23 protein-coding genes are annotated in these 25,620 nt (G+C 63.4%); 11 read left to right on the forward strand and 12 right to left on the reverse strand.

Annotated elements, in window-relative coordinates; translation table 11 throughout:
- Window positions 1-43: 43 nt before the first annotated feature.
- The 3 genes from pdxA to CLU91_RS14475 form a co-directional block, all read right to left on the reverse strand.
- A complete protein-coding gene (pdxA, locus tag CLU91_RS14465; protein ID WP_100874726.1) occupies window positions 44-1,093 on the reverse strand; it encodes a 4-hydroxythreonine-4-phosphate dehydrogenase PdxA in 1,050 nt (349 codons plus the stop codon).
- 19 nt (window positions 1,094-1,112) lie between these two features.
- Entirely contained in the window at window positions 1,113-2,522 is a 1,410-nt protein-coding gene (locus CLU91_RS14470; protein WP_100874727.1) for a peptidylprolyl isomerase, read from the reverse strand.
- Between the two features lie 88 nt (window positions 2,523-2,610).
- On the reverse strand, window positions 2,611-4,860 hold the full coding sequence (locus tag CLU91_RS14475) for an LPS-assembly protein LptD (RefSeq protein ID WP_100874728.1): 2,250 nt from the start codon (window positions 4,858-4,860) through the stop codon (window positions 2,611-2,613).
- A gap of 99 nt (window positions 4,861-4,959) precedes the next feature.
- Between CLU91_RS14475 and CLU91_RS14480 the strand changes: the two genes are divergently transcribed.
- From CLU91_RS14480 to CLU91_RS14500, 5 genes are all read left to right on the forward strand, one after another.
- Window positions 4,960-6,027: an aminoglycoside phosphotransferase family protein gene (locus tag CLU91_RS14480; RefSeq protein ID WP_100874729.1), complete on the forward strand. Its 1,068-nt coding sequence runs from the start codon at window positions 4,960-4,962 to the stop codon at window positions 6,025-6,027.
- A gap of 61 nt (window positions 6,028-6,088) precedes the next feature.
- Complete coding sequence (gene murU, locus CLU91_RS14485) at window positions 6,089-6,808, forward strand: N-acetylmuramate alpha-1-phosphate uridylyltransferase MurU (protein ID WP_100874730.1); 720 nt, start codon at window positions 6,089-6,091, stop codon at window positions 6,806-6,808.
- Window positions 6,808-8,130 (forward strand): Xaa-Pro aminopeptidase, encoded by a 1,323-nt coding sequence (gene pepP, locus CLU91_RS14490; protein ID WP_198521474.1) that lies wholly within the window; start codon window positions 6,808-6,810, stop codon window positions 8,128-8,130. The genes murU and pepP overlap by 1 nt, the downstream gene beginning before the upstream one ends.
- Window positions 8,131-8,139: 9 nt before the next feature.
- Entirely contained in the window at window positions 8,140-9,282 is a 1,143-nt protein-coding gene (locus CLU91_RS14495; RefSeq protein WP_100874732.1) for a UbiH/UbiF/VisC/COQ6 family ubiquinone biosynthesis hydroxylase, read from the forward strand.
- A gap of 115 nt (window positions 9,283-9,397) precedes the next feature.
- Window positions 9,398-10,351, forward strand: a complete 954-nt coding sequence (locus CLU91_RS14500; RefSeq protein ID WP_100874733.1) for a GGDEF domain-containing protein — start codon at window positions 9,398-9,400, stop codon at window positions 10,349-10,351.
- A gap of 48 nt (window positions 10,352-10,399) precedes the next feature.
- Here CLU91_RS14500 and CLU91_RS14505 read toward each other — a convergent pair whose 3' ends face one another.
- Genes CLU91_RS14505 through CLU91_RS14515 form a run of 3 tightly spaced genes read right to left on the reverse strand, consistent with a single transcriptional unit; the run spans window position 10,400 to window position 13,314 of the window.
- On the reverse strand, window positions 10,400-11,854 hold the full coding sequence (locus CLU91_RS14505) for an NAD(P)(+) transhydrogenase (Re/Si-specific) subunit beta (RefSeq protein ID WP_100874734.1): 1,455 nt from the start codon (window positions 11,852-11,854) through the stop codon (window positions 10,400-10,402).
- Between the two features lie 8 nt (window positions 11,855-11,862).
- Entirely contained in the window at window positions 11,863-12,177 is a 315-nt protein-coding gene (locus CLU91_RS14510) for an NAD(P) transhydrogenase subunit alpha (protein ID WP_100874735.1), read from the reverse strand.
- 24 nt (window positions 12,178-12,201) lie between these two features.
- On the reverse strand, window positions 12,202-13,314 hold the full coding sequence (locus tag CLU91_RS14515) for a Re/Si-specific NAD(P)(+) transhydrogenase subunit alpha (RefSeq protein ID WP_100874736.1): 1,113 nt from the start codon (window positions 13,312-13,314) through the stop codon (window positions 12,202-12,204).
- A gap of 412 nt (window positions 13,315-13,726) precedes the next feature.
- On the opposite strand from CLU91_RS14515, the gene CLU91_RS14520 reads away from it, so the two are divergent.
- Window positions 13,727-14,206, forward strand: a complete 480-nt coding sequence (locus CLU91_RS14520; RefSeq protein WP_010401817.1) for an NUDIX hydrolase — start codon at window positions 13,727-13,729, stop codon at window positions 14,204-14,206.
- 28 nt (window positions 14,207-14,234) lie between these two features.
- Complete coding sequence (gene mnmA, locus CLU91_RS14525) at window positions 14,235-15,356, forward strand: tRNA 2-thiouridine(34) synthase MnmA (protein ID WP_100874737.1); 1,122 nt, start codon at window positions 14,235-14,237, stop codon at window positions 15,354-15,356.
- On the opposite strand, the gene CLU91_RS14530 is transcribed toward mnmA, so the two are convergent.
- The 3 genes from CLU91_RS14530 to CLU91_RS14540 form a co-directional block, all read right to left on the reverse strand.
- On the reverse strand, window positions 15,353-15,763 hold the full coding sequence (locus tag CLU91_RS14530) for a response regulator (RefSeq protein WP_100876744.1): 411 nt from the start codon (window positions 15,761-15,763) through the stop codon (window positions 15,353-15,355). The genes mnmA and CLU91_RS14530 overlap by 4 nt on opposite strands.
- A 38-nt stretch (window positions 15,764-15,801) precedes the next feature.
- Window positions 15,802-16,575, reverse strand: coding sequence for a 5'-3' exonuclease (locus CLU91_RS14535; protein WP_071075219.1), 774 nt, complete (start codon window positions 16,573-16,575; stop codon window positions 15,802-15,804).
- Window positions 16,576-16,804: 229 nt separating this feature from the next.
- Entirely contained in the window at window positions 16,805-17,476 is a 672-nt protein-coding gene (locus CLU91_RS14540; protein WP_100874738.1) for a glutathione S-transferase, read from the reverse strand.
- Window positions 17,477-17,642: 166 nt separating this feature from the next.
- Between CLU91_RS14540 and CLU91_RS14545 the strand changes: the two genes are divergently transcribed.
- The 4 genes from CLU91_RS14545 to nagZ all read left to right on the forward strand — a co-directional run bounded on the left by CLU91_RS14545 (window position 17,643) and on the right by nagZ (window position 23,150).
- A complete protein-coding gene (locus CLU91_RS14545; protein ID WP_100874739.1) occupies window positions 17,643-18,695 on the forward strand; it encodes a YjgN family protein in 1,053 nt (350 codons plus the stop codon).
- Between the two features lie 15 nt (window positions 18,696-18,710).
- A complete protein-coding gene (locus CLU91_RS14550; protein ID WP_232730756.1) occupies window positions 18,711-19,709 on the forward strand; it encodes a M48 family metallopeptidase in 999 nt (332 codons plus the stop codon).
- A gap of 107 nt (window positions 19,710-19,816) precedes the next feature.
- Window positions 19,817-21,427 carry an FMN-binding glutamate synthase family protein gene (locus CLU91_RS14555; RefSeq protein WP_100874741.1) on the forward strand — a complete coding sequence of 537 codons (1,611 nt, stop codon included), beginning with the start codon at window positions 19,817-19,819 and terminating at the stop codon, window positions 21,425-21,427.
- A gap of 181 nt (window positions 21,428-21,608) precedes the next feature.
- Window positions 21,609-23,150 carry a beta-N-acetylhexosaminidase gene (gene nagZ / locus CLU91_RS14560; protein ID WP_100874742.1) on the forward strand — a complete coding sequence of 514 codons (1,542 nt, stop codon included), beginning with the start codon at window positions 21,609-21,611 and terminating at the stop codon, window positions 23,148-23,150.
- A gap of 49 nt (window positions 23,151-23,199) precedes the next feature.
- Here nagZ and CLU91_RS27890 read toward each other — a convergent pair whose 3' ends face one another.
- The 3 genes from CLU91_RS27890 to feoB all read right to left on the reverse strand — a co-directional run bounded on the left by CLU91_RS27890 (window position 23,200) and on the right by feoB (window position 25,618).
- Window positions 23,200-23,361 carry a hypothetical protein gene (locus CLU91_RS27890; RefSeq protein ID WP_157814699.1) on the reverse strand — a complete coding sequence of 54 codons (162 nt, stop codon included), beginning with the start codon at window positions 23,359-23,361 and terminating at the stop codon, window positions 23,200-23,202.
- Between the two features lie 64 nt (window positions 23,362-23,425).
- Window positions 23,426-23,707: a hypothetical protein gene (locus CLU91_RS14565; RefSeq protein ID WP_100874743.1), complete on the reverse strand. Its 282-nt coding sequence runs from the start codon at window positions 23,705-23,707 to the stop codon at window positions 23,426-23,428.
- A gap of 9 nt (window positions 23,708-23,716) precedes the next feature.
- The gene (gene feoB / locus CLU91_RS14570; protein ID WP_100874744.1) at window positions 23,717-25,618 is read right to left on the reverse strand and encodes a ferrous iron transporter B; all 1,902 of its coding nucleotides are present in this window, start codon (window positions 25,616-25,618) and stop codon (window positions 23,717-23,719) included.
- Window positions 25,619-25,620 lie beyond the last annotated feature (2 nt).

Here is a 25,620-nt window from a genome sequence, read left to right on the forward strand (position 1 = left end):
TTTCTATTCTAGAGGCGGTGTAGCGGGGTAAGACCGGTGGGTATCAGGCGCGGGTGCTGGCGCGCAGCATATCGAGCGCCGTTTGCAACGCCTGCTCCATGCTGTGGCAATCGGCCAGGCCCAGCCCTTGCGCGGCCAGGTCCAGCGCCGTGCCATGGTCGACCGAGGTGCGGATCAACGGCAAGCCCAGCGTGATATTGATGCCGCGCCCGAAAGTCGCGTATTTCAGCACGGGCAAGCCCTGGTCGTGGTACATGGCCAGCACGCAATCGGCATCCATCAGGTATTTGTGCTGGAACAAGGTGTCGGCAGGGTACGGTCCGCGCGCATCGATGCCGCGCGCTTGCGCCGCGGCAATCGCGGGGGCGATGACATCGATTTCCTCGCGGCCCAGGTAACCACCCTCGCCCGCATGCGGGTTCAGGCCGGTCACGAGGATGCGTGGCGCGGCGATGCCGAATTTCTGTTGCAGGTCCGTCTGAATGATATCGAGGGTGACGGCCAGGCCGTCCACGGTGATGGCAGCGGACACGTCCTTCAAGGGCAGATGCGTGGTGGCCAGCGCCACGCGCAGGGTCGGTTCGCCATGGCCCGGTTCGCCGGCCAGCATCATCACCACTTGCGCTGTGTTGGTTTTTTCTGCCAGGTATTCCGTGTGACCGCTAAACGCCACGCCGGCGTCGTTGATCGTGCTCTTTTGCAAGGGCGCCGTGACCATGGCGCCAAACCAGCCGGCTGCTATGCCTTCCACCGCCGCGTCCAGGGTGGCGAGCACGGAACGCCCGTTTTCCTTGTCGAGCACGCCAGGGGTAACATTGTTGACAGTCGGGATATCGATCACGGCCAGGCGGCCGGGGCCGAAATGCGGCAGGCCGCTGTTGCGCACGGCTTGCAGAGACAGCGCCGCCAGGCGGATCTCCGGGTCGATCAGGCTGGCCGTCAGCGCCAGGAAGGCGGCGTCACCGAGCAAGATGCAGTTGACTTCATTGCGCATGGCCCAGGCCGCGCGTATGGAGATTTCCGGGCCGACACCGGCCGGTTCGCCACAGGTAATGGCGATGGCCGGGCGGCGTGATACAGGCAAGTTACTCATGCGCAAATAGTCGGCAGCATTACTGGTCGTCCGCGCGGAATTCGACGTAGGCACGGTCGCGCACTTCGCGCGCCCAGTTTTCCGTCGCTTCTTCCAGTTTGCGTTCGCGCAAGGCGTTGCGTGCGGCGCTGCGCTGCTTCTCTTTCGAGACGTCGTCGCTCTTGCGTTCGAGCACTTCGATCAGGTGGAAGCCAAAGCTCGATTCGATCGGCTCGCTCACCTGGCCCGGTTTCAGCGCGTTCATCGCCGTTTCAAATTCCGGCACGGTGTCGCCTGGATACAGCCAGCCCAGGTCGCCGCCCTTGGCGGCCGAACCGTCGTTCGAGAACAAGCGGGCCAGGTCTTCGAACTTGGCGGCCTTGTTATCGAGACGCTCTTTCAGTTCGGCCAATTTGCGCTTGGCTTCCGCGGCCGACAGGGTCGGCGTAATTTTCAGCAAGATATGGCGCGCATGCGTCTGCTGCACGGCAGCGACGGCTTGCGCTTCGGCCGCGCTGCGGCGATCCACCAGTTTCAAAATATGGAAACCGGTGTTGCTCTTGATGATGGGCGTGATCTGGCCCGGCTTCAGTTTCAGCAATTGCTCCGTGAACAGGGGCGGCACGCGGTCGCTATTGCGCCAGCCGATATCGCCGCCGCTCAGCGCATCGCTGGCGTCGGAATAGGTGGCGGCCATCTTGGCGAAATCGGCGCCCGTGCGCAGCTGGCGGCTGACTTCTTCGGCGCGCGCGCGGCGCGCGGCGATCTGTTCAGGGCTGGAGTTTTCCGGAATGCGCACGAGAATCTGCGCCAGGTTCAGCTCCACCTGTTCGCTGGCCGCCGCTTTTTCCGCTTCCAGGAAGTTATCCACTTCGGAATCGGAAATCTGGATCTTGGCGTCGACTTCATGCTCGCGCAAGCGCTGCATGATGATTTCATCGCGGATTTCTTCGCGGAAGGTCGCAAACGGCGTGCCTTCTTTTTCCATCTGGTTGCGCAGCTCTTGCACCGTCATCTTTTGCTGTTCAGCAATACGGCCAATCGCGCGGTCCAGGGTCAGGTCATCCACGCGCACGCCCATTTCCTTGGCCAGCTGCATTTGTGCGCGCTCAACGATCATGCGCTCCAGCAATTGGCGACGCAGGTCGGCGGGATCGGGCAAGGGAACATTCTGCGCCTTCATGCGCTGCTCCACGCTCTTGATGCGGGCCGCCACTTCATTGCGCGTAATCACATCGTCATTGACGACGACGGCGATGGAGTCGATGCTCTGTCCACTGCTCGAGGCCGGTGGAGTGAAGCCCTTGACCGGTGCTGGCGCAGCGGCAGCGGGCTTGCTCGCAGGCGCTGGTGCCGCCTGTTGCGCCCAGACACTACTGGTCGTGGCGCCGGAAATGGCGCACAACAAAACCGTTGCAATTTTGAGTTGGTGCATACTGGCATTACGCATAATGTGTAGAGCGCTCATGAGTTCAGGTGAATAAAAAAACCGGTTTGTGCCAGCGCCGGGAACACCGGCGGCGGCAACGGTGCCTATCTTAACGGAGTGGCTGGCTCAGTGCCTGGTAGCCAGGTATGGTTTTGGTAAATGTTTCCAGCCCATTCGTGCCCAGACCCAGGCCATTCGACAGCCCAGTCAGTTCCAGCTGGAAGAAAATCGGCGTCGATGCCTTGTTGGCCGAAGTCACGAAACGCTGCGCGCCCATGCGGAACACCCAGCAGTCGCCCTTGTATTCCAGACCGACCAGGCTTTCCAGCATGCGCCGGTCCAGCAGGGAGTAACTGATGCGTCCCACGCCATACAAGCGGTCCGTCAATGGCCATTGCGTCGACACTTCCGCATTGCGTATGCTGCCACGCTGAAAACGGTTACTAAAGTTCAATACTTTTTTGGCAGCTGGCTGATATTGCAAGGTGTACGTCGAGCTCATCAACTGGCGATCGCTGGGATTGTACTGCACCAGACTATCGACGGTCCAAGTCTCCGACACGCGGCCCGTTGCTGCCAGCAAGATATCCGAACGCGACTGGTTGACGGGCGTGGTCGAATTGAGCTGCACGCGCTGGTCGGCAAAGTAGAAACGCTGGCCGAAGGTCAGACGCATGCGCTCCGTGCCGTCCGACTGCAAGAAGCGCGAAACGACAGCGGCCGTGACCTGGTTGGCATCAGCGATACGGTCGCTTCCGACAAAACGGTTTTCCGTGAAGATCTGCGTCAGGTTGAACGTGCCGGCGGCCGTATCGAAATTCGGAAACTGCGACTGGTCGCGGTACGGCGTATAGACGTAGAACAGGCGCGGCTCCAGGGTTTGCGTACCGCCCTTGGCGCCAAACAGATTCGTGTCGCGTTCGAACACCAGGCCGCTGTCGACCGAAAAAGTGGGCACGGCGCGTGTAAACGACGTATCCGGAAACAGGGCCTTGGTCCTGGCATCGTTGTCGAGCTGATACGCGCTGGCATTGAGCATCAGCTTGGGCGTGATGAAGTAGCCAGGACGCACGATGGGGAAACTCACTTGCGGCACGACCACGAGGCGCGACCCTTGCACCAGCGTCGGGTGCGCGAAGCGCGTCGCTTCCGCGTCGAAGGTCCAGTCGAAACCGCCCCAGACGTCATATTTACCAGCGTGGAAGTTCACCGCCGGCAAACGGTCATACGGCCGCGTGACGGTCAGGCTGGGGTTGGTAACCGCATCGGGGTCTTGCAGCACCTGATAATTCTGCACGCGCGCCGTCAGGCTCCAGTCCTCGGTGCGGTAATCGGTGCGCAATTCGCGCAGCAACTGGCGCTCGGTGGCGGAGGCGACGTTTTTCGAAAAATCGTTCGGATAATTATTGTCCGATGCGTCGCGCAGATCCCAGCTGTAAGTCCAGTCCTTGGCCAGCGCCTGCTCGTGCTTGGACTTGATCATGTAGCGGTTGGTCTTGGTTTGCTTGTCATTAGGCAAGAACTCAACCGACGTTTCACCACTGTACAAGCCGGCATCGGTCTCGCCCATGTAGCGGCCCGTCGCACCGAGCTGGATGCCGCGCCGCTGTATGTAGCGCGGCAACAGCGTCAGGTCGCGGTTCGGCGCGATGTTCAGGTAATACGGCATCAGCAGCTCGAAACCGTTCTTCGAGGCAAAGCCCGGCGTGGGCGCCAGCCAACCCGAGCGGCGCGCGCCCGACAGCGAAAACGAGATGCCCGGCGTGCCCAGGATCGGCACGTCCTTGAAATAGATGATGGTCTTGCTGCCCGTACCCACGTCGCGGCCCGTATCGAGGTTCAAGGTGCTCGATTTCAGGTACCAGTCCGGATTCGGCCCTTCGCAGGTACTGTAGGTACCTTCGATAACATTGGCTTCGTCGGGGTTGATGAAGTCGACGCGCTCGGCCTTGCCCCGGCCGCCGCCCACTTCGAAGCGATACGTCGGGTTGAGCAGGAAACCCTTGCCGGTTTCCATGTTCAGCTTCAGGACGTCACCCGTGTAGTAATCGCCGAAGCGCCACATCTTGATATGGCCTTCGGCATCGAACTGATCTTCAACTTGTTTGTAACAAGCTGTATCGGCCGTCATTTTTGTGGTTTTTCCGCGCTCAATCACGACATTTTTATCGAGATTGATCTCCCTTTCGGGGCGCCCGTTCATGCTGTTCGCCGTCATGACGGTGGGCGCGTCGGGATCTTCCACATGCACCGGACGCGGTGCTTTCTGGGCGTGCACAGGCACCGTCGTGGCGGCGACGAGCGCGCTGATGGCGAAAGCCCAGCGCTGCGAAGGGGGGGAGGCCGAAAACCAGCTCATGAATTGGAAGGGGCAAGCACCATTGACAGGCGATTTTTTGATTTGAATCCCTTATTATATGGGAATACGCATCATCAACCCGATTCCACAGGCCGCTTAATGTCATTCTCTTCCAATTCCTCCACCGCGCCGGCCCAGGCCGACGCTCGCCTGACCCTGTTGAAAGCCTGGTTGACCTCGCTTAACCTCGTCGCACCCGACTCCGCCCGCCCCGCTTCCAGCGATGCCAGCTTCCGCCGCTACTACCGTCTTGATGTGCTGCCAGGCAACACAACATTGCCAGGAAGTACACTGATTGCCATGGATGCGCCGCCCGAGCGCGAAAACGTGCCCGCCTTTGTCAAGGTGGCCGGTTTGCTGAAAGGCGCCAGCGTGTCCGTGCCCGAGATCATCGCGCAAGACCTGGAGCATGGCTTCCTGCTGCTGTCCGACCTGGGCACGACCACCTATCTCGACGCCCTGAACCACGACAATGCCAGCGTGCTGTACGCAGAAGCGCTGGAATCGTTGATGAAAATCCAGCTGGCCAGCCAGCCCGACGTCTTGCCCGAATTCGACCGCGCCTTCATCCTGCGCGAAATGAATCTGTTCCCGGAATGGTTTATCGGCAAGCATCTGGGCGCCACCTTGACGGATGTGCAACAGACCCAGCTGGACAAGGTTTTCGAGGCCATCACGGCGAATATCTTGTCGCAGCAGCAAGTATTCATGCACCGCGACTACCATTCGCGCAATTTGATGCACATCAACGATGGTTCCATCCCCAATCCCGGCATCCTCGATTTCCAGGACGCCGTCTTCGGCCCCGTCACCTACGACATCGCCTCGCTGCTGCGCGACGCCTACATCCAGTGGGATGAAGAACTGGTGCTCGACTGGGTGATCCGCTACTGGCAGCGCGCCAAGCAGCTGGGCTTGCCAGTCAATCCCGACATCGACGCCTTCTACCGCGATTTCGAATTCACGGCCCTGCAGCGCCACCTGAAAATCCTCGGCCTGTTCGCGCGCCTGAACTACCGCGACGGCAAGGATCTGTACATGGGCGACCTGCCAACCGTGCTCGACTACGTGCGCAAGACCGCCAACCGCTATACGGAACTCAAGCCGCTGGTGCGCTTATTGGACGCCCTCGAAAACAAGACCCCGCAGGTCGGCTATACCTTCTAGGCACTTTCCCGCTGCGCGGCCTGACCGCGCAGCCGACTTACCGAATCAGAAAAGAATATCCATGAAAGCCATGATCTTTGCCGCAGGCCGCGGTGAACGGATGCGTCCGCTTACCGATACCTGTCCCAAACCGCTGCTGAAAGTGCGCGGCCGTCCGCTGATCGTCTGGCATGTGCTGAACCTGGTGCGCGCCGGCATCACCGACATCGTCATCAACCATTCGCACCTGGGCCACCTGATCGAGGAAACCCTGGGCGACGGCAGCGCGTACGGCGCGCGCATCGCGTATTCGCCCGAGACCACGCCGCTGGAAACGGCGGGCGGCATCGCCCAGGCGCGCCACTTGCTGGGCGAGGAGCCGTTCCTCGCCATTTCCGGCGACATCTATTGCCCCTATTTCGACTTCAAGCAAGTGCTCGACGTGCTGGCCGACAAGGATGTGCTGGGCACGCCGTACCCGGCCGACCAGCGCGACATCGCCTGGACTTACCTGGTGCCCAATCCCGACTTCCACCCGAAAGGCGACTTCGGCCTGACCTTGTTCGCGATCAACAATACGGACGACACCAAGTGGACCTTCGCCAACATCGGCGTGTACCGTCCCGAGATGTTCGACGGCATCACGCCGGGCAGCCACGCCAAGCTCGGCGATTTGCTGCGCAGCTACGCGGACCAGGGCCGCGTGGGCGGCGAAGTCTATCCTGGCGAGTGGACCAATGTGGGCACGCCAGCGCAGCTCGACGTACTCAACGGCGTCACGGCCAAGGCCAGCGCAACATGATGGCCAACTACGCGGCCCGGCGCGCGGCGCTGCTGGCGCAGATGCTGCCGGGCAGCGTGGCTGTCATTGCCACGGCGCCCGAAGTGCCGCGCAACAGCGATTGCGATTATCCGTACCGCCACGACAGCTATTTCTATTACCTCAGCGGCTTTACGGAACCCGACAGCGCCGTGGCCCTCGTGGCCGCCAGCGCCACAGCGCCCGCGCGCGCCATCCTGTTTTGCCGCGCCAAGAACACGGAGCGCGAAATCTGGGACGGTTTCCGCCATGGCCCCGAGGCGGCGCGCGCCAGCTTCGGTTTTGACAGCGCCTTCCCCATCGAGGAACTCGACGTGGAAATGACGCGCCTGCTGGGCGACGCCCCCGCCATCTACTATGCGCTGGGCGGCAGCCTCGATGCACAGGTCAAGGTCTGGCGGCACAACGTGCGGCAAAAGGCTCGCAGCGGCATCACGGCGCCCGCCATCGCGCATGACATCAACGGCATGCTCGACGCCATGCGCCTGCTGAAAGACACGGAAGAACAAGGCCTGATGCGCCGCGCGGCCTCCATTTCCAGCGCGGCCCACGTGCGCGCCATGCGCGCCACGCGGCCCGGCATGCACGAATACGCGCTGGAAGCGGAGCTGCTGTACGAATTCCGGCGCAGCGGCGCGCAGTTTCCCGCGTATTCCTCCATCGTCGCCGGCGGCGGCAACGCCTGCATCCTGCATTACAGCGCCAACAACGCCGTCCTGCAAGACGGCGAACTGGTATTGATCGACGCCGGCTGCGAACTCGATGGCTACGCCTCCGACATCACGCGCACGTATCCCGTCAACGGCCGCTTCAGCGGCCCGCAGCGGGCGCTGTATGAACTGGTGCTGGCGGCGCAACAGGCGTCGCTGGACATGCTGCGTCCCGGCTTGCCGCACAGCGCCATCCACGAGGCGGCCGTGCAGGTGCTGGCGCAGGGCATGCTGGACCTGGGTTTGCTGGACCGGCAGAAAAGCGGCAGCGTGCAGGACGTCGTCGCCGACAAGGCGTATATGCCCTTCTACATGCACGGCACCAGCCACTGGCTGGGCATGGACGTGCACGACGTGGGCGCCTACCGCGACACGAATGCTCCCGGCAAGCCGTGGCGCGCGCTCGAAGCGGGCATGGTGCTGACGGTGGAACCGGGCATCTATGTGCGCCCCGGCGCGGGCGTACCGGAGCAGTTCTGGCACACGGGCATCCGCATCGAAGACGATGTGCTGGTCACGCCGCAAGGCCATGAAGTCTTCAGCTCGGCGCCCAAGAGCGTCGCTGAAATCGAACAACTGATGTCACAGGATTAACGCCGCCGCATGCATACACCGTCCACTTTCGATCTCGCCATCTGCGGCGCCGGCCCCGTCGGCATGGCGCTGGCCGCCCTGCTGGTGCAGCGCGGCAGCCGCGCCGCCGGCATCGCCCTGCTCGACGCCAAATCCCTGGAACAAGCGAGGCGCGACCCGCGCACCATCGCCCTGTCGCACGGCAGCCGCCAGATTCTCGAGGAAGCGGGCGCCTGGCCCGTGGAGGCGACGCCGATCCACCAGATCCACGTCTCGCGCCGCGGCCAGTTCGGGCGCAGCCTGATGGACCGCAGCGAGCATGGCGTCGAGGCGCTCGGTTATGTGGCCCGTTACGGCGCCGTCGTCAGCGCGCTGGCCGACGTGTGCGAGCGCCTGGGCGTGGCCAGCCTGCGCCCGGCGCTGGTCACGGGCAGCGCGGAGGATGGCGATGGCGTCAGCGTGCAGATCGAGCAGGCGGGCGCCGCATCGAGCTTGCGCGCCAGCCTGCTGGTGCAAGCCGAGGGCGGCCTGTTCGGCCAGCAGCCGGAACGCGCCGTCAGCCGCGATTATGGCCAGAGCGCCATCATCGCCCATGTGCGCACAAGCAGCCCCATCGCCCACCGCGCCTATGAACGCTTCACCGACGAAGGGCCGCTGGCCCTGCTGCCGCAGGACGACGGCTACGCGCTGGTATGGTGCGTGCCGCCCACGCGCGCGGAACAACTAATGGCGCTGGACGACGCTGCCTTCCTGGCGCGCCTGGGCACTGCCTTCGGCAGCCGCCTGGGACGTTTTACCCACACGACGGCGCGCCTGGCCTATCCGCTGGGCCTGAACGCGCAGGCAGGCGGCACGGCGCGCACGGTCGCCATCGGCAATGCGGCGCAAACCCTGCACCCGGTGGCGGGGCAAGGCCTGAACCTGGGCTTGCGCGACGCCGCCGTGCTGGCCCGCGTGCTGGCGCAGGACAGCAGCCCGGCCGGACTGGAACGCTATGCGCAATTGCGCCAGGCCGACCGGGGGCTGACCGTGCGCGTGACCGACACCATGGCGCGCATTTTCACGGGCAGCGCTCCCACGCAGGGCTTGCTGGGCCTGTCGCTGGGCTTGCTGGACGTTTTCAGCCCGGCACGTAAAAGCCTGGCGGAACTGATGATGTACGGCCGCCGCTGAGTCTTGGCAATAAGGAAAGAGCTGGGGCAAAAAAGAAACAGGCGGGTGATCCGGCATGGAGTAAACGGCCCGCGGATGCGACAATGGCTGTCACCTGGCTTTTGGCGACCGTTCCATGACAGATGCATTGCCCGCAGCACCGCCTGCCGCTCTTCCCGAAGTACTCTTTTCCCGCCTGCTGGAAGACGCCCTCGACGCCGTCATCATCATCGACGAGCAGTGCCGCATCCGCTATATCAATGGCGCCATGCAAGCGCTGTCGGGCTATGCCAGCGGGGAATTGCTGGGCCAGACACTGAACGGCCTGCTGCCCGACACCGTCGGCGCGCAGCACGACAACCTCGTGATCAGCTACATCCGCAGCTCACGCAGCTCCAGCGTGCTGGGCAAGATACGCGAATTCGCCATTCGCCACCGCGACACGCAAATGATCCCCATCGAAATGAAGGCGCTGGACCTGGGCGTGGTCGACGGCACGCGCTATTTCGGCGCCTTTTTGCTCGATGTGCGCGAACGGCGCGAACTGGCGGCAAAAAACGCCAGCCTGCTGGCCCAGCTGGAACAGCAGGCGCTGTACGATGCGCTGACGTCGCTGCCCAACCGGCGCGCCTATGAAGCACAGGCCGAGCAGGCGATGGCGCGCGCGGCGCGCAGCGGTGCCGCCCTGAGCGTGGGCGTGGCCGACCTCGACCACTTTAAAAAGATCAACGACCGCTACGGCCATGCCGTGGGCGACGCCGTGCTGCGCACGGTGGCGCAGGCGCTGCGCGACACGGGACGCATCACCGACGTGGCGGCGCGCCTCGGTGGCGAGGAATTCGGCCTGCTCTTCCCGGACGCCAGCCTGCAGCAGGCACACCAGGTGGCCGAACGCATCCGCGCGGCCGTGGCAGCGGCGGTCACCGTGCTGCCCGACGGCGCCCCGTTGCACGTCACCATCAGCATCGGCGTGGCGTCGCTGGTGCAAGGCGCCAGCCTGGACGCGGCCATATCGGATGCCGACAAGGCCCTGTACGCGGCCAAGCATCAGGGACGCAATAAAGTCGTGGCGGCAGCGGCCGGCCAATAAAAACGGCCCGCGCAAGGCGGGCCGTCTTCAGTTGCGCAAGGCTTTGCCTTACTCGACTGCCTTGAGCATATCCTCGATCACCTTCTTGGCGTCGCCAAACACCATCATCGTGTTCGGCTGGTAGAACAGTTCATTGTCCAGGCCCGCATAGCCGGAAGCCATCGAGCGCTTGTTGACGATGATGCTCTTGGCCTTGTAGGCTTCCAGGATCGGCATGCCGGCGATCGGCGATGTCGGGTCTTTCGCCGCCGGGTTGACGACGTCGTTCGCGCCCAGCACCAGCACCACGTCCGTCTGGCCGAATTCGCCGTTGATGTCTTCCATCTCGAACACCTGGTCGTATGGCACCTCGGCCTCGGCCAGCAGCACGTTCATGTGGCCCGGCATGCGCCCTGCCACCGGGTGGATCGCATACTTGACGGTGATGCCCTTGTGCGTGAGCTTTTCCACCAGTTCCTTGAGCGAGTGCTGCGCGCGCGCCACGGCCAGGCCGTAGCCGGGCACGATGATGACGGTTTCCGCATTGCTCATGATGAAGGCGGCGTCGTCGGCCGACCCCGATTTCACGGGACGCTGTTCCTGCGCGCCGGCCACGCCTGCCGCCGGCGCAGCGCCGCCGAAGCCACCGAGGATGACGTTGAAGAACGAGCGGTTCATGGCCTTGCACATGATGTACGACAGGATCGCGCCGGAGGATCCAACGAGCGAGCCGGCGATGATCAGCATCGAGTTATTCAGCGAAAAACCGATACCGGCCGCAGCCCAGCCCGAATAACTGTTGAGCATAGACACCACCACCGGCATATCGGCGCCACCGATGGGAATGATGATCAGCACGCCCAGCGCAAAGGCGATGACGGTCATGATGATGAACGGCGTCCACGCCGGTTCGACGCCATCGGCGAAGCAGAACGCCAGGCCCAGGCCGACCATCACCAGCGCCAGCACCAGGTTGAGCATGTGCTGGCCCTTGAAGCTGACGGGCGCGCCCTGGAACAGGCGGAACTTGTATTTGCCCGACAGCTTGCCGAAAGCGATCACCGAACCGGAGAACGTGATGGCGCCGACGAAGGTGCCGATGAACAGTTCGAAGCGGTTACCGATGGGCAGCGCCTCGCCGTGCTTGGCGATATTGAAGGCCCACGGCTCCGACACGGCCGCCACGGCGATGCACACTGCGGCCAGGCCGATCAGCGAATGCATGGCCGCCACCAGTTCCGGCATCTTCGTCATTTCCACGGTTTTCGCCAGGTAGGCGCCGATGGCGCCGCCCGTGACGATGCCGATGATGACGAGGGTCAGGCCCATGCCGCCCGTTTGCTGCTCCTTCAGTTTCAGGATCAGCGCCACGGTGGTGACGGCGGCAATGGCCATGCCGCTCATGCCGAAGGCATTGCCGCGGCGCGCCGTCGATGGCGACGACAGGCCTTTCAGAGCCTGGATGAAGCACACCGAGGCGATCAGGTACATCATCGTCACCAGGTTCATGGTGACGAAGCTCATGGCGTGACTCATTCTTTTGCTCCTTGCTTGGCCTTCGGTTCTTTTTTACGGAACATCTCGAGCATGCGCTGCGTGACGAGGAAGCCGCCGAACACGTTGACGGCGGCCAGGGCCACGGCCACGGTGCCGGCCGCCTGCGCCAGCGGGCCTTGCGTCAGGCCGGCCGCCAGCATGGCGCCGACGATGATGATGGCGGAAATGGCATTGGTGACAGCCATCAGCGGCGTATGCAGCGCCGGCGTGACGGTCCAGACGACGTGGTAGCCGACATAAATGGCCAGCACGAAGATGATCAGGTTGGTGATGGTATGACTGATTTCCATGATGTTGTTCTCTCCGGCGCCGCGTTATTTTCTGAGGATGTCATTGCCTGCGCAAACCAGGCTGGCCTTGATGATTTCATCCTCGCGGTCGATCAGCAATTGATCGTCCTTGTCGATGATGAGCTTCAAGAAGTCCAGCACGTTGCGCGCGTACAGGGCCGAGGCGTCGGCCGCCACCAGGGTCGCCAGGTTCGGCTCGCCCACGATGTAGACGCCATGCTTGACCACGGTCTTGCCCAGTTCTGACAGCGGGCAGTTGCCGCCCTGCTCGACGGCCAGGTCGACGATGACGGAACCGGGTTTCATGGCTTTCACCGTTTCTTCGGAGATCAGCACGGGTGCGGCGCGGCCGGGAATCAGCGCGGTGGTGATGATGATGTCGGCCAGTTTCGCCCGTTCATGCACCAGTTCGGCCTGGCGGCGCATCCAGTCAGCCGGCATGGCGCGCGCATAGCCGCCCGCACCCTTGGCGATTTCCTTTTCTTCCTCGGTCAGGAAAGGCACGTCGAGGAACTTGGCGCCCAGCGACTCGACTTGTTCCTTGACGGGCGGGCGCACGTCGGAGGCCTCGATGACGGCGCCCAGGCGCTTGGCCGTGGCGATCGCCTGCAAACCCGCCACGCCCACGCCCATGATCAGCACGCGGGCAGCCTTGACGGTGCCGGCCGCCGTCATCAGCATCGGCATGAAGCGCTGGTAGGTATTCGCGGCCACCAGCACCGCCTTGTAGCCGGCGATGTTCGCCTGCGACGACAGCACGTCCATCGACTGCGCGCGCGTGATGCGCGGCACGGCTTCCAGCGCGAAGGCGGACAGGCCGGCCGTGGCCATGGCGGCGATATTGTCCGCGTCAAACGGGTTGAGCATGCCGACGAGCACCGTGCCGCTGGCCATCAGGGCCCGTTCACCGGCGTCCGGTGCGCGCACCTTGAGCACGATGGCGCAGCCATAGGCTTCCTGCGCGGTGCCGATCTGCGCGCCGGCGGCGGCATACGCCTCGTCGGGAATCGACGCTTGCAAGCCCGCTCCCGCCTGCACGATGATCTGATGCTTGGCTGCCAGCTTCTTGACTGTCTCGGGCGTGGCTGCCACCCGCGTTTCACCAGGCCGTGTTTCGGCCGGTATGCCTATCCTCATGATGCCTCCGCTAATTGATAAACTGACTAGAATCTAACACGGAAAGCAGCGCGTTAAACGTTTGTGAACCAGCAACTTTTAGTTGTACGACACTAATTTACCCGTAATACCAATCCTCGTTCCGCCATGCGGTATGGCGCCCGTATTGTGGGAAAGGTGTGTCAATCTCGCCACAGTCGAACAAGAATGCGCGCTTGTTTTGACCACCGGTAAAGCCTATATTAGCGGGCGTTTCCTGCCATCTTGCCGACTAAGCCCCCATGCTAGTGCGCTCCCCGGGAAAGACGTAAGTACCTCCCACCGCTATTTGCTAAAACGTTGTCATTTATCAATATCTCCGCGCAACAGAAGGCCGGGTTCAAACCGCGCGCGCAGAACAAGATAAAATGTCGGCTCTTTCAAGGATGGAATCATGCCGAGAATCTGGAAACCCTCTGTCACCGTTGCCGCCATCGTCGAACGCGACGGCCTGTTTTTACTGATTGAAGAAGAAACCAGCGAAGGCATCAAGCTCAACCAGCCGGCCGGTCATCTCGACCCGTTCGAGTCGCTGGAACAGGCGGTGATCCGCGAAACGCTGGAAGAAGCGGCCTACGATTTCATCCCCACGGCACTGGTCGGCATGTACATGTCGCGCTATCAGTCACTGCGCACGGGCGAAGACGTGACCTATCTGCGCTTCACCTTTTGCGGCACGGCCGGCGCCGAGCATGACCGCCCGCTGGACGAAGGCATCATCCGCACCTTGTGGATGACGCGCGACGAACTGGCGGCATGCCAGGAGCGCCACCGCAGCCCGCTGGTGCTGCAGTGCGTGGACGAATACCTGGCTGGCCGGCGCGCGCCGCTGGCCCTGCTGCACACGCATGCGTCCGTTTTCAATAGCGCGTAGCAATCATTTAAAGTAACTGGAAAGCAAGATGAGCAAGAAGAAAGTCGTTATCGGCATGTCGGGCGGGGTCGATTCCTCGGTCGCGGCATGGATGCTGAAGGAACAAGGCTATGAAGTCATCGGCCTGTTCATGAAAAACTGGGAAGATGACGACGATTCGGAATACTGCTCCACGCGCCAGGACTGGATCGACGCGGCCAGCGTGGCCGACGTCATCGGCGTCGACATCGAAGCCGTCAATTTCGCCTCCGAATACAAGGACCGCGTGTTCGCCGATTTTTTACGCGAATACCAGGCCGGCCGCACGCCGAACCCGGACGTGCTGTGCAACGCTGAAATCAAGTTCAAGGCTTTTCTCGACCACGCCATGACCCTGGGCGCCGACCTGATCGCCACCGGCCACTACGCGCGCGTGCGCCAGGCGCCCACTGATGCGGGCCGCTATGAACTGCTGAAAGCCGTCGACGCCAGCAAGGACCAAAGCTATTTCCTGCACCGGCTGAACCAGGCGCAATTGTCGAAAACCCTGTTTCCGCTCGGTGAGATCCCGAAGACGCAAGTGCGCCAGATCGCCGAACAGCTGGCGCTGCCGAACGCGCAAAAGAAGGATTCGACGGGCATCTGTTTTATCGGCGAGCGCCCGTTCCGCGAATTTTTGAACCGCTACCTGTCGTACAAGCCGGGCCCCATGAAGACGGCCGACGGCAAGACGGTGGGCGAACACGTGGGCCTGAGTTTTTATACCCTGGGCCAGCGCAAGGGCATCGGCATCGGCGGCGTGAAGTCGTACCAGAATGCGGACGGCAGCAGCGACGCCTGGTATGTGGCGCGCAAGGATATCGCCAACAACACCCTGTGGGTGGTGCAAGGGCATGATCACCCGTGGCTGCTGTCGCCGGCCTTGACGGCGGACCAGGCCAGCTGGGTCGCGGGCGTGGCGCCGCAGGCAGGCGCCCTGTCCGCCAAGACGCGCTACCGCCAGGCCGACGTGGCTTGCCAGCTGCTGCCGGAAGGAAATGAACACTTCAGCCTGGCGTTTGACCAGGCACAATGGGCCGTCACGCCGGGCCAGTCGGCCGTGCTGTACGACGGCGACGTGTGCCTCGGTGGCGGCATTATCGCCAGCGCGAGCGGCCTGGAAGGCGTCTAACTATTGCCTTGCGCGGCGGCAGCCAAGGCCTGCTGCTGCTTGCGCACCATGGCGATGACCGTATTGCGCACGGTTTTCAGGACCGTGTCGGCCATGAACGGTTTCACGATGAAGCCCGACACGCCCATGGCGTGGGCAGCCTGCAGCGAGGCGGCGTCGATGCCGCCCGAGACCATGAAAATGAGCGTCTTCGGGTACTGGGCGCGGATGGTTTGCACCACATTCGTGCCGTCTTCCACCTGCTCGCGCGCGATGCACACGAAATGCGGATGGTGCTTGACCAGCAGCGCCAGTCCCAGCGCGCTCGTATGCGTCTGCCCGCAGACATCGTAGCCGCCATCGATCAGGACCGTGTTCAGCAGGCCGCGCGCCACGGCGCTGCTATCGATCAGGACTGTTTTTAACATCATGATTACTTCCCTTGCTTGATTGTTCTTGCCTGGCTCTATTTTTCCCACACGAGCTTGTTCCAGGTCACGCCCAACGTGACATCTGTTTTGAGCGCAACTAACTTTCTTGAAAGATACAGTATTTCCCGCTCTTTTCGCAGGCTTTCGCCCAGCGCACCGGGCAAAATCCCCGCGCCAGCCATCACAGCGTCGATATTGCCGTAACCGCGCAACAGTTTCGCCCCCGTTTTCAGGCCGATCTTCGATACCCCGGGGATGCTGTCGGTGACGTCGCCCATCAGCGCCAGCAAGTCGGGCAGCAGTTCCGGCGGCACGCCGAACTTTTTCTCGACCCAGGCGCGGTCGTGCCAGATGCCCTTGAAATGGTCCCACACGAGCGCGCCGTGGGCGATCAGGCCATGCAAATCCTTGTCCGTGGTGGCGATGACGGCCGCGCCGCGCCCCTCGTGCAGCCAGCGCATGACGGCCGTGCCGATCACGTCGTCGGCCTCGACCTCGGGGATGCTGACCACGTGCATGCCGAAGCTGGCCAGGGTGGCGTAAAAGCCGGGCAAGGCGTCGCGCAGCACCTGCGGCATGGGCTGGCGCCCCTCGCGGTAACCGGCATACAGGGCATGGCGCCAGGTCGGGCCGCCAAAGTCGAAGGCCGGCAGGATGTGCGTCGGCTCGTGGTCGTTGATGAGGGTGCGGAACGACGACAGCGCATGGCGCAGCGCGATCTCCGCCTTCAGGTCGGAATCGGGTTCAGGACTGGCTTCGTAGACGCGGCGTACGATATTCAAGCCGTCGATAGCGAGGAGTCTGGCCATGCGGTAAGTGGATACTGATTGAATCGGGCATTTTACCGTATGGCGCCGGGGATATTCCCAGCATATTCCCCTTGGCAGGATTCACGCGGCCTCACAGCACCGAACAAAACCGTAGCGAGCGGAAGGGAGATGTGGCCGAGAAGCGCAACCGTACTCAGTACGGGGGCGCCGAGCCGGTGAGCATCGCAGGCCATATATACCGACGCGCAGTAGGTTTGGTTTGGTGCTCTCATTTGGCGAAATCGTAGGGGCCGCCACGTTCGAGCGCACGCTGGTAGGCGGGCCGCGCGTGGATGCGCTGCAGGAAGGCCGTCAGCTTCGGCAGGCGCTCGTCGAGTCCGCCGCGCATGGCGGCCGCTTCCAGCGGAAAGCTCATCTGGATGTCGGCCGCCGTGAATTCATTGCCGGCAAACCATTTGCTGTTCTCCAACTCCGCTTCCATATAGGCCAGCTGGCTGTGGATATTGGGCAGGATGAAGCTGCTCTTGACCTTGCTGGCGATGCCGCGCGCGATCGGTTTGACGAAAAACGGCATGGGCGACGATTCGACCTTGTCGAACACCAGCTTCATCAGCAGCGGCGGCATGGCCGAACCTTCCGCGAAATGCAGCCAGTAAGTCCAGCGCAGCTTCTCCGGCGTTGCCGCCGCCGGTATCAAACGGCCATTGCCGTAGCGCTCGACCAGATACTCGATGATGGCGCCCGATTCGGCAATCGTGTTGGCGCCATCGGTGATCACGGGCGACTTGCCCAGGGGATGGACGGCTTTCAGCGAGGCGGGCGCCAGCATGGTTTTCGGGTCGCGCTGGTAGCGCTTGACCTCATATTCCAGGCCCAGTTCCTCGAGCAGCCAGAGCACGCGCTGCGAGCGCGAATTGTTCAGATGGTGGACGACGATCATGGTGTTTCCCGTTAGGCGATGGTTGAGTTGCAGTATAGCCGGGACAGGAAAATCGCGGCGGCAGGGGCGGCACACCAAAAGAAATTGCGAAAAACAGCATTTTCAATTGATAACTTTTCAATCTTGCCTTATCTTGTTTTGTTTCCAATAAGTAAGGAAACCCTCCGTGGATTTCGATACAAACAACACCACGCCCCAGCGCGAAGCCATTACCTTCAGCGCCACCGGCAGCGAATACTTCCGTATCTGGATCGTCAACCTGCTACTGAGCATCGTCACCCTGGGCATTTATTCCGCCTGGGCCAAGGTGCGCCGCAACCGCTATTTCTATTCCAGCACCCACCTGGCTGGCAGCAGCTTCGAATACCATGGCAATGCCGTGGCCATCCTGAAAGGCCGCATCGCGGCCGTGGTATTGATCGGCGGCTACAACATCGCCTTCCAGATCTCGCCCGTCGTCGGCCTGGTCATGCTCGTGCTGATGATGGCCGTGCTGCCATGGCTGGTCTGGAAAAGCCTGCAATTCAAGCTGTACAACACCAGCTACCGCGGCATCCGCTTCGGCTTTGACGGCAGCGCCAGGCAAGCCTACAAATACTTCCTGTGGCTGCCCATCCTGAACACCTTCACGGCTGGCCTGATGACGCCGTTCCTGCACCAGCGCCTGAAGCGCTTCCAGCACACGCAGAGCCGCTTCGGCAGCAGCAATTTCAGCTTCGACGCCACGGTTGGCAGCTTCTACAAGACCTATTTGCTGTTCTTCGCCCTGCTGCTGGCCGGTTTCCTGGTGCTGATCTTTATCGTCTTCGCCAGCGTCTTCGCCGCCTTCGCCACCAGTGCCAATGACGCCACCAAGGCCAGCGGCATCTTTGGCGCCGTGGCCGCCCTGTATGCGTGGGCCTTTATCGTGCTGCCGCTGTTCCTGACCATGATCCAGAACCTGATCTGGAACCACACGCGCCTGCAGCAGCACCAGTTCCAGTCGCAGCTGACCTGGGGCCGCACCACCTTCATCATGCTGACCAACCTGCTCGGTATCGTCGTCACCCTGGGCCTGTTTTCGCCATTCGCCCACGTGCGCTGGCTGAAGTACCGCCTGGAAGCGACGTCGATGCTGGTGCACGGCAGCCTGGACGCTTTTGTCGCCGCCACCGGAGAACAAGTGTCGACCACCGGCGAAGGCATGGTCGACCTGCTGGACTTCGACCTGTCGATGTAAGCAATGAACGCCAACATGCAAGAAGACCACGCCGCGCTGGCCGCGCGCTATTTCGACGGCCAGACCTCGCGCCTGTACCACGTCACGCTCAGCGTGCGCGATGGCCAGGCCGTGCTGGCCGGCGACATCGAACGCAGCTGCCCGCTGGGCGAGCTGCACGTGTCCGAACGCAGCAGCCACGCCGTGCGCAAGGTCAGCTTTCCCGACGGCGCCTACCTGGAGATCGCCAACCAGGCGGCCTTCAGCGACATGCTGCATGACACGGGCCACCGCGACGGCTGGGTGGTGCGGCTGCAGCAAAGCTGGCGTGGCGCCCTGCTGGCCACGGTCGCCACCGTGCTGGCCCTGTGGCTCAGCTATCAGTACCTGCTGCCCGTGGTCGCGAAGGGGGTCGCGTATGCGATTCCCCAGTCCGTCGAGCGGCAACTGGGCCAGGGCGTGCTCGATTTCCTCGACCGCCACGTGTTTGCGCCAAGTCAACTTGATGCTGCGCGCCAGCAAGCCTTGCGCAGCCAGTTCGCCCGCCTGGCCACGCCCGGCGACAGCACGCCAGAGCACCGCATCGTGTTCCGCAAGAGCAAGATCGGTCCGAACGCGTTTGCCCTGCCGTCCGGCGACATCGTGCTGACCGATGAAATGATCGAGCTGCTGCCCGATGACCAGGCCATCATGGGCGTGCTGGCGCATGAGCTGGGCCATCTGCAGCAGCGCCACCTGACGCGCCGCCTGATCCAGACCTCGGCCGTGGGCGCCGGCGCGGCGCTGCTGTTCGGCGACGTGTCGACCGTGGTGGCGACCCTGCCGCCGCTGCTGCTGGACTTGAAGTATTCGCGCGACGTCGAGCGCGAGGCGGACGATTACGCGATCGCCATGCTGCGCCAGAACGGCATTGCCCTGGAACACCTGGCGCAAGTGTTCGTCGCCCTGGGCAAGCTGGACGAGGGCACGCCGTATCTGTCGAGCCATCCGGCCAGCACCGAACGGGTCACCCGCATCCGCTCAGCCGGGCATTAAGCTGCGAGCACGCGGCGTCCACCGGGCGCCGCGTTCTTTCCCACCAGCACGTTCCGCGAATCGAAGGTAGACTCGACAGTTACCAGTCTGACTTCACCGGAGTGCCCATGCACCTAGTACCATTTCGCTACCTGACCTTCATTGCGACGGCCGCCATCTTTGTCCTGTCCCTGTTTTACTACGATCACTACTGGCTGCCCGTGCTGGCCGGTGCGCTGACCCTGGTCGGCATCAGCGACCTGCTGCAAACGAAGCGCGCCCTGCGCCGCAACTACCCCATCCTCGCGCATTTCCGTTTTTTCTTCGAGAGCATCCGCCCCGAAATCCGCCAGTATTTCCTGGAAAGCGACAGCGAGGCGACGCCGTTCTCGCGCAGCCAGCGCAGCATCGTCTACCAGCGCGCCAAGGAGCAGACGGACAAGCGCCCGTTCGGCACCCAGCTCGACGTGTATGCAGCGGGCTATGAATGGATCAACCACTCCATCGCCCCCGCCAAGGTGACGGGCCACGATTTCCGCATCGAGATCGGCAACCATCCGGACTGCCCCCGTACCAAGCCGTATTCGGCCAGCGTCTTCAATATCTCGGCGATGAGCTTTGGCGCCCTGTCGGCCAATGCCATCCTGGCCCTGAACGGCGGCGCGCGCAGCGGCGGCTTCATGCACGACACGGGCGAAGGCAGCATCAGCCCCTACCACCGCGAAAACGGCGGCGACCTGGTGTGGGAAATCGGCTCCGGCTATTTCGGCTGCCGCAACCAGGATGGCACGTTTTCCGAAGAGCGCTTCATCGCCAACGCCAGCTCGGAACAGGTGAAAATGATCGAGCTGAAAATGTCGCAGGGCGCGAAACCGGGCCACGGCGGCGTGCTGCCCGGCCCCAAAGTCACCATCGAGATCGCCACCACGCGCGGCGTGATGGTGGGCGAGGATTGCGTCTCGCCGGCCGCGCACAGCGCCTTTTCCACGCCACTGGAAATGCTGCACTTTATCGACCGCCTGCGCACGCTGTCGGGCGGCAAGCCAACGGGCTTCAAGCTGGCCATAGGCCATCCGTGGGAGTTCTTCGCCATCGTGAAAGCCATGCTGGAAACGGGCATCACGCCCGACTTCATCGTCGTCGACGGCAGCGAAGGGGGCACGGGTGCAGCACCGCTGGAATTCACGGACCATGTGGGCACGCCGCTGCAGGAAGCGCTGGTGCTGGTGCATAACACCCTCGTGGGCGCCAACCTGCGCGCGAAGATCAAGATCGGCTGCTCGGGCAAGATCATCACGGCCTTCGACATCGCCCGCCTGCTGGCGCTGGGCGCCGACTGGTGCAATTCGGCGCGCGGCTTCATGTTCGCGCTGGGCTGCATCCAGTCGCAAAGCTGCCACACGGACCGCTGCCCCACGGGCGTGGCCACGCAAGACCCGCAGCGCCAGCGCGCGCTGGTGGTGTCCGACAAGATCGCCCGCGTGGCGCACTTCCACCAGAACACCATGAAGGCGCTGGCCGAACTGATCGCCGCCGCCGGCCTGGCGCACCCGCAGGAACTGCGCCCGCACCACCTGGTGCGGCGCATCTCGCCGAACCAGGTGAAACTGGCCTCGGCCCTGCTGCCCTTCCTGGAAGCGGGCCAGCTGCTCGACCCGAGCCAGCTGCCGCAGCTGCCGCCCGTGTTCGGCCTGTACTGGCCCAAGGCGCAATCGGCGTCGTTCCAGCGCCTCGATTGAGGCGGCCTTTGCGCAAGTGGAGCAATACCACTTAATAACCACTTGCGCAAATATCCAAATCCAATACAATACCAAAATAAGTACAAAACCAGGGCAGCTTTTCCGGTGAACGCCACGATGCGCCACCACGGTGCCAGAATACGTATGTCGTCGTCACAATCAATACCGGAGGAGTTGCAGCATGGAGCAGGGTTTGCGCGAAAAAGTAGGACAGTTGTTCATGGTGGGCTTCGACGCCCTGCAGGCGGACGAGCATATCAAGACCTTGATACGCGAAAAGAAGGTGGGCGGCGTGATCCTGTTCCGCCGCAACGTGCACACGCCCGCGCAAGTGTCGGCCCTGTGCCGCGAACTGCAGGAAATCAACGCGGAAGTGTCCGACATCCCGCTCTTGATCTCCATCGACCAGGAAGGCGGCATGGTGATGCGCATCGAGCAGGGCGTGACGCCAATTCCCGCGGCGATGGCTTTCCAGGCGGCCGGCTCGGTGGAAGACTGCGAGCGCATGAACCAGATCAGCGGCGATGAAATGCGCCAGCTGGGCATCAACCTGCTGCTCGCCCCCGTGCTGGACGTGAACAACAACCGCAACAACCCCGTCATCGGCGTGCGCGCGTATGGCGAGGATGCCGCCACCGTCATAGCCTACGGCATGGCCGCCATGCGCGGCCAGCACGCCAGCGGCATGGCCGTCACCGCCAAGCACTTCCCCGGCCACGGCGACACGGCCATCGACACGCATTACGCGATGGCCCTGGTGCCGCACGACAAGGAACGCCTGCGCGCCGTGGAACTGGCGCCGTTCCGCGCGGCCATTGCCGGCGGCGTGGACGCCATCATGACGGCGCACGTGGTTTTCCCCGCCTTCGAAGCCGATACCAGCGTGCCGGCCACCCTGTCGAAAGGCGTGCTGACGGACCTGCTGCGCGGTGAAATGCAATACCAGGGCGTGGTCATTACCGACTGCCTGGAAATGGCGGCGATTGCCGACGGCATCGGCATCGCCCAGGGCGCCATCGCCACCTTGCAGGCGGGCGCCGACATCGTCCTCATCTCGCACCGCGAAGCGCAGCAGACGGCGGCCATCGACGCCGTCATCGCCGCCGTGGAGCGCGGCGACATTGCGATTTCCCGCATCGACGCCGCTTGTGCGCGCGTGGCAGAACTCAAGCGCAAGCGCGCCGTGCGCGACTGGCGCGAACGCCCCGTCGCTCCGCCAGCGCTGATGCAGCCGGCCGCCATGGCCCTGTCGCAGCTGCTGCAAAAGGCGGCACTGCGCGTGCAGGGCGACTACCGCGCGCTCGACGCCAGCCTGCCCGTGACCCTGCTGACGGTGGAAGTGCGCTCGCGCAGCGAGATCGACGAAGTGGCGCTAGGCCGCAACAAGGAAGCGCGCAGCTCGATGCTGCCGGCGCTGCTCGAAGCGGGCCTGGACGTGCGCGAATATGCCTTGTCGGCCGAGGCGCTGGACGACGAAGTCAATGAAGCCATCGCCTTTGCGCAAGGCGCGCAACAGATCGTGCTGCAAACGTATAACGCCATGTTCGTCGACGGCCAGCGTCGCCTGGTCGAAGCGCTGCCGCAGGATAAACTGTGGCTGGTGGCGGGCCGTTTGCCGTATGACCTGGACCTGGCGCCCCACGCGCAAGGCCGCCTGGCCGCCTTCGGCTGCCGCCCGGCCGCGCTGGTGCCGGTGGTCGACAAGCTGGCGGGCAAGGCTTAGCCGCAGTAGTACCGACGTAAAAAAACCCGCATGCGCGGGTTTTTTTCATTCAGCTTGGCGCAACGGGCGGCAGCGCCGCCACCGCCAGCAAGGCAAACGGCCCGAGGAACAGGCCGATGCCGAACCAGAGTCCCCCGTGGCGGCCGCGCCGGCTGGCCAGCAGCCAGGTGGCGACCGCAAACAGAAACATGAAGATCAACAGTATCGCCATTGCCACTCCTTGCCATGCGGAAAGCCCAGTGTAGCCCACGGGCGGACCCGTGGCCAGACATACATCAATCCTGGCGCTGTACCTGCATCAGGATCACGCGCTTGCTGCTGCCGTCGGCCGGCGGCGTGGCGGACGGTGGCGGCGGGCTGTCGCAGGAGCCGCAGGAACCGCAGCCGCTGCCGCAACCGGGCGCCACCTTGAAGAAGGCCGACATCTTCGCCTCATCGAGGCCGCAGCGCACGAGGCCGCGCACGATGGCGCGGCGCACGCCCGCCGGCAGGTACTTGGTCGAAAAATGCAGCAGCGCGGCTGCGACGATCAAGGCGACGATCAGGGTTTGCCACATGCTTTTCTCCTAGGCGCCCAGCATCAGCGCGATGCGGTACGTGATGAACGAGGCGGCATACGCCAGGGCGAACATATAGCCGGCCATCAGCAGCGGATAGCGCCAGCCGCCCGTCTCGCGTTTCACCACGGAGAGGGTCGAGAGGCACTGCGGCGCGAACACATACCAGGCCAGCAAGGACAGCGCGGTGGCCATCGACCACGAATGGGCGATCAGCGGCTCCAGCGTGGTGGCCAGCGCGTCGCCCGTTTGCGACAGCGCATACACGGTGCCCAGGGCGCCGACGGCCACTTCGCGCGCCGCCATGCCCGGCACCAGCGCGATGCAGATCTGCCAGTTGAAACCGATGGGCGCAAAGATCACTTCCAGGCCGCGGCCCAGGATGCCGGCCAGGCTGTAGTAGATCGGCGGATGGATCGCGTTGTCCGGCGCGCCGGGGAAGGTGCTGAGGAACCACAGGATGATCATCAGGCTCAGGATGATGGTGCCGACGCGCGTGAGGAAGATCTTCGCGCGCTCCCACAGGCTGACGGCCAGGTTGCGCAGGTGCGGCCAGTGGTAGGCCGGCAGTTCCAGCATCAGCGGCTGATTGCCACGCACGCCCATGCTGCGCTTCATGACCCAGGCCACGGCCATGGCCGAGATGATGCCGGCAAAGTACAGCACGAACAGCACCAGGCCTTGCAGGCTCAGATAGCCCCATACCTGGCGCTCGGGGATGAAGGCGGCGATGATCAGCGCATACACGGGCAAACGCGCCGAACACGTCATCAGCGGCGCGATCATGATGGTGACCAGGCGGTCGCGCGGATTCTGGATGGTGCGCGCCGCCATCACGCCGGGAATGGCGCAGGCAAAGCTCGACAGCAGCGGAATGAAAGCGCGGCCCGACAAGCCCACGCCGCCCATCAGGCGGTCCAGCAAAAAGGCCGCGCGCGGCAGGTAGCCGCAGTCTTCCAGGCTCAGGATGAAGAAGAACAAAATCAGGATCTGCGGCAGGAACACCAGCACGCTGCCGACGCCGCCGATGATGCCTTCCACCAGCAAGCTTTTCAGGTGGCCGTCCGGCATGTTCGCCGTCAGCAGGGCGCCCAGGTGGCCCACGCCATCGGTGATCATTTCCATCGGCGTGGCGGCCCACGCAAATACGGCCTGGAAGATCAGGAACATCAGCACGGCCAGGATGATGGGGCCAAACACGGGGTGCAGCACCACGTCGTCGATCTTTTCCGTCAGGTTGCCCTTGTCGCTGGTGTCATTGCTGACGGCGGCCAGGATGCGGCGCACTTCGCGCTGCGTTTCCTCGACGCTGACGGCATCGATGGCCGCCAGCGGTTTCGCGTCCACCACCGGCAGCGGCAGCATGGCGTCGATGGCGTTCAGCAGGGCTTTTTCGCCGTCGTGCTGCACTGCGACGGTTTCCACCACGGGCATGCCCAGTTCCTGCGACAGCCTGGCCGTGTCGATCAGCATGCCGCGCTTGCGCGCCACGTCCGTCATGTTCAGCGCCAGCAGCATCGGCAAGCCCAGGCGTTTCACTTCCAGCACCAGGCGCAAGTTCAGGCGTAAATTGGTGGCGTCGACCACGCAGATAATGGCGTCCGGACGCGGGTCGCCGCGGCGCAGGCCGCCCACCACGTCGCGCGTGATGGCTTCATCGGGCGTGGTGGCCGACAGGCTGTAGGCGCCCGGCAGGTCGAGCAGGCGCACGGACGTGCCGGCGGGCGACGTGAAATGGCCTTCCTTGCGCTCGATGGTCACGCCGGCGTAGTTCGCCACTTTCTGGCGCGCGCCCGTCAAACGGTTGAACAGGGCGGTCTTGCCGCAGTTGGGATTGCCCAGCAAGGCAATTTGTGGCTGATGCGGCGGTTTGTGCACGCCCGCATCGACGATCGTTTCGACAGCACCCATGG

Origin of the sequence: Janthinobacterium sp. 64 (assembly GCF_002813325.1) — a bacterium.
Classification (GTDB): Bacteria; Pseudomonadota; Gammaproteobacteria; order Burkholderiales; family Burkholderiaceae_D; genus Janthinobacterium.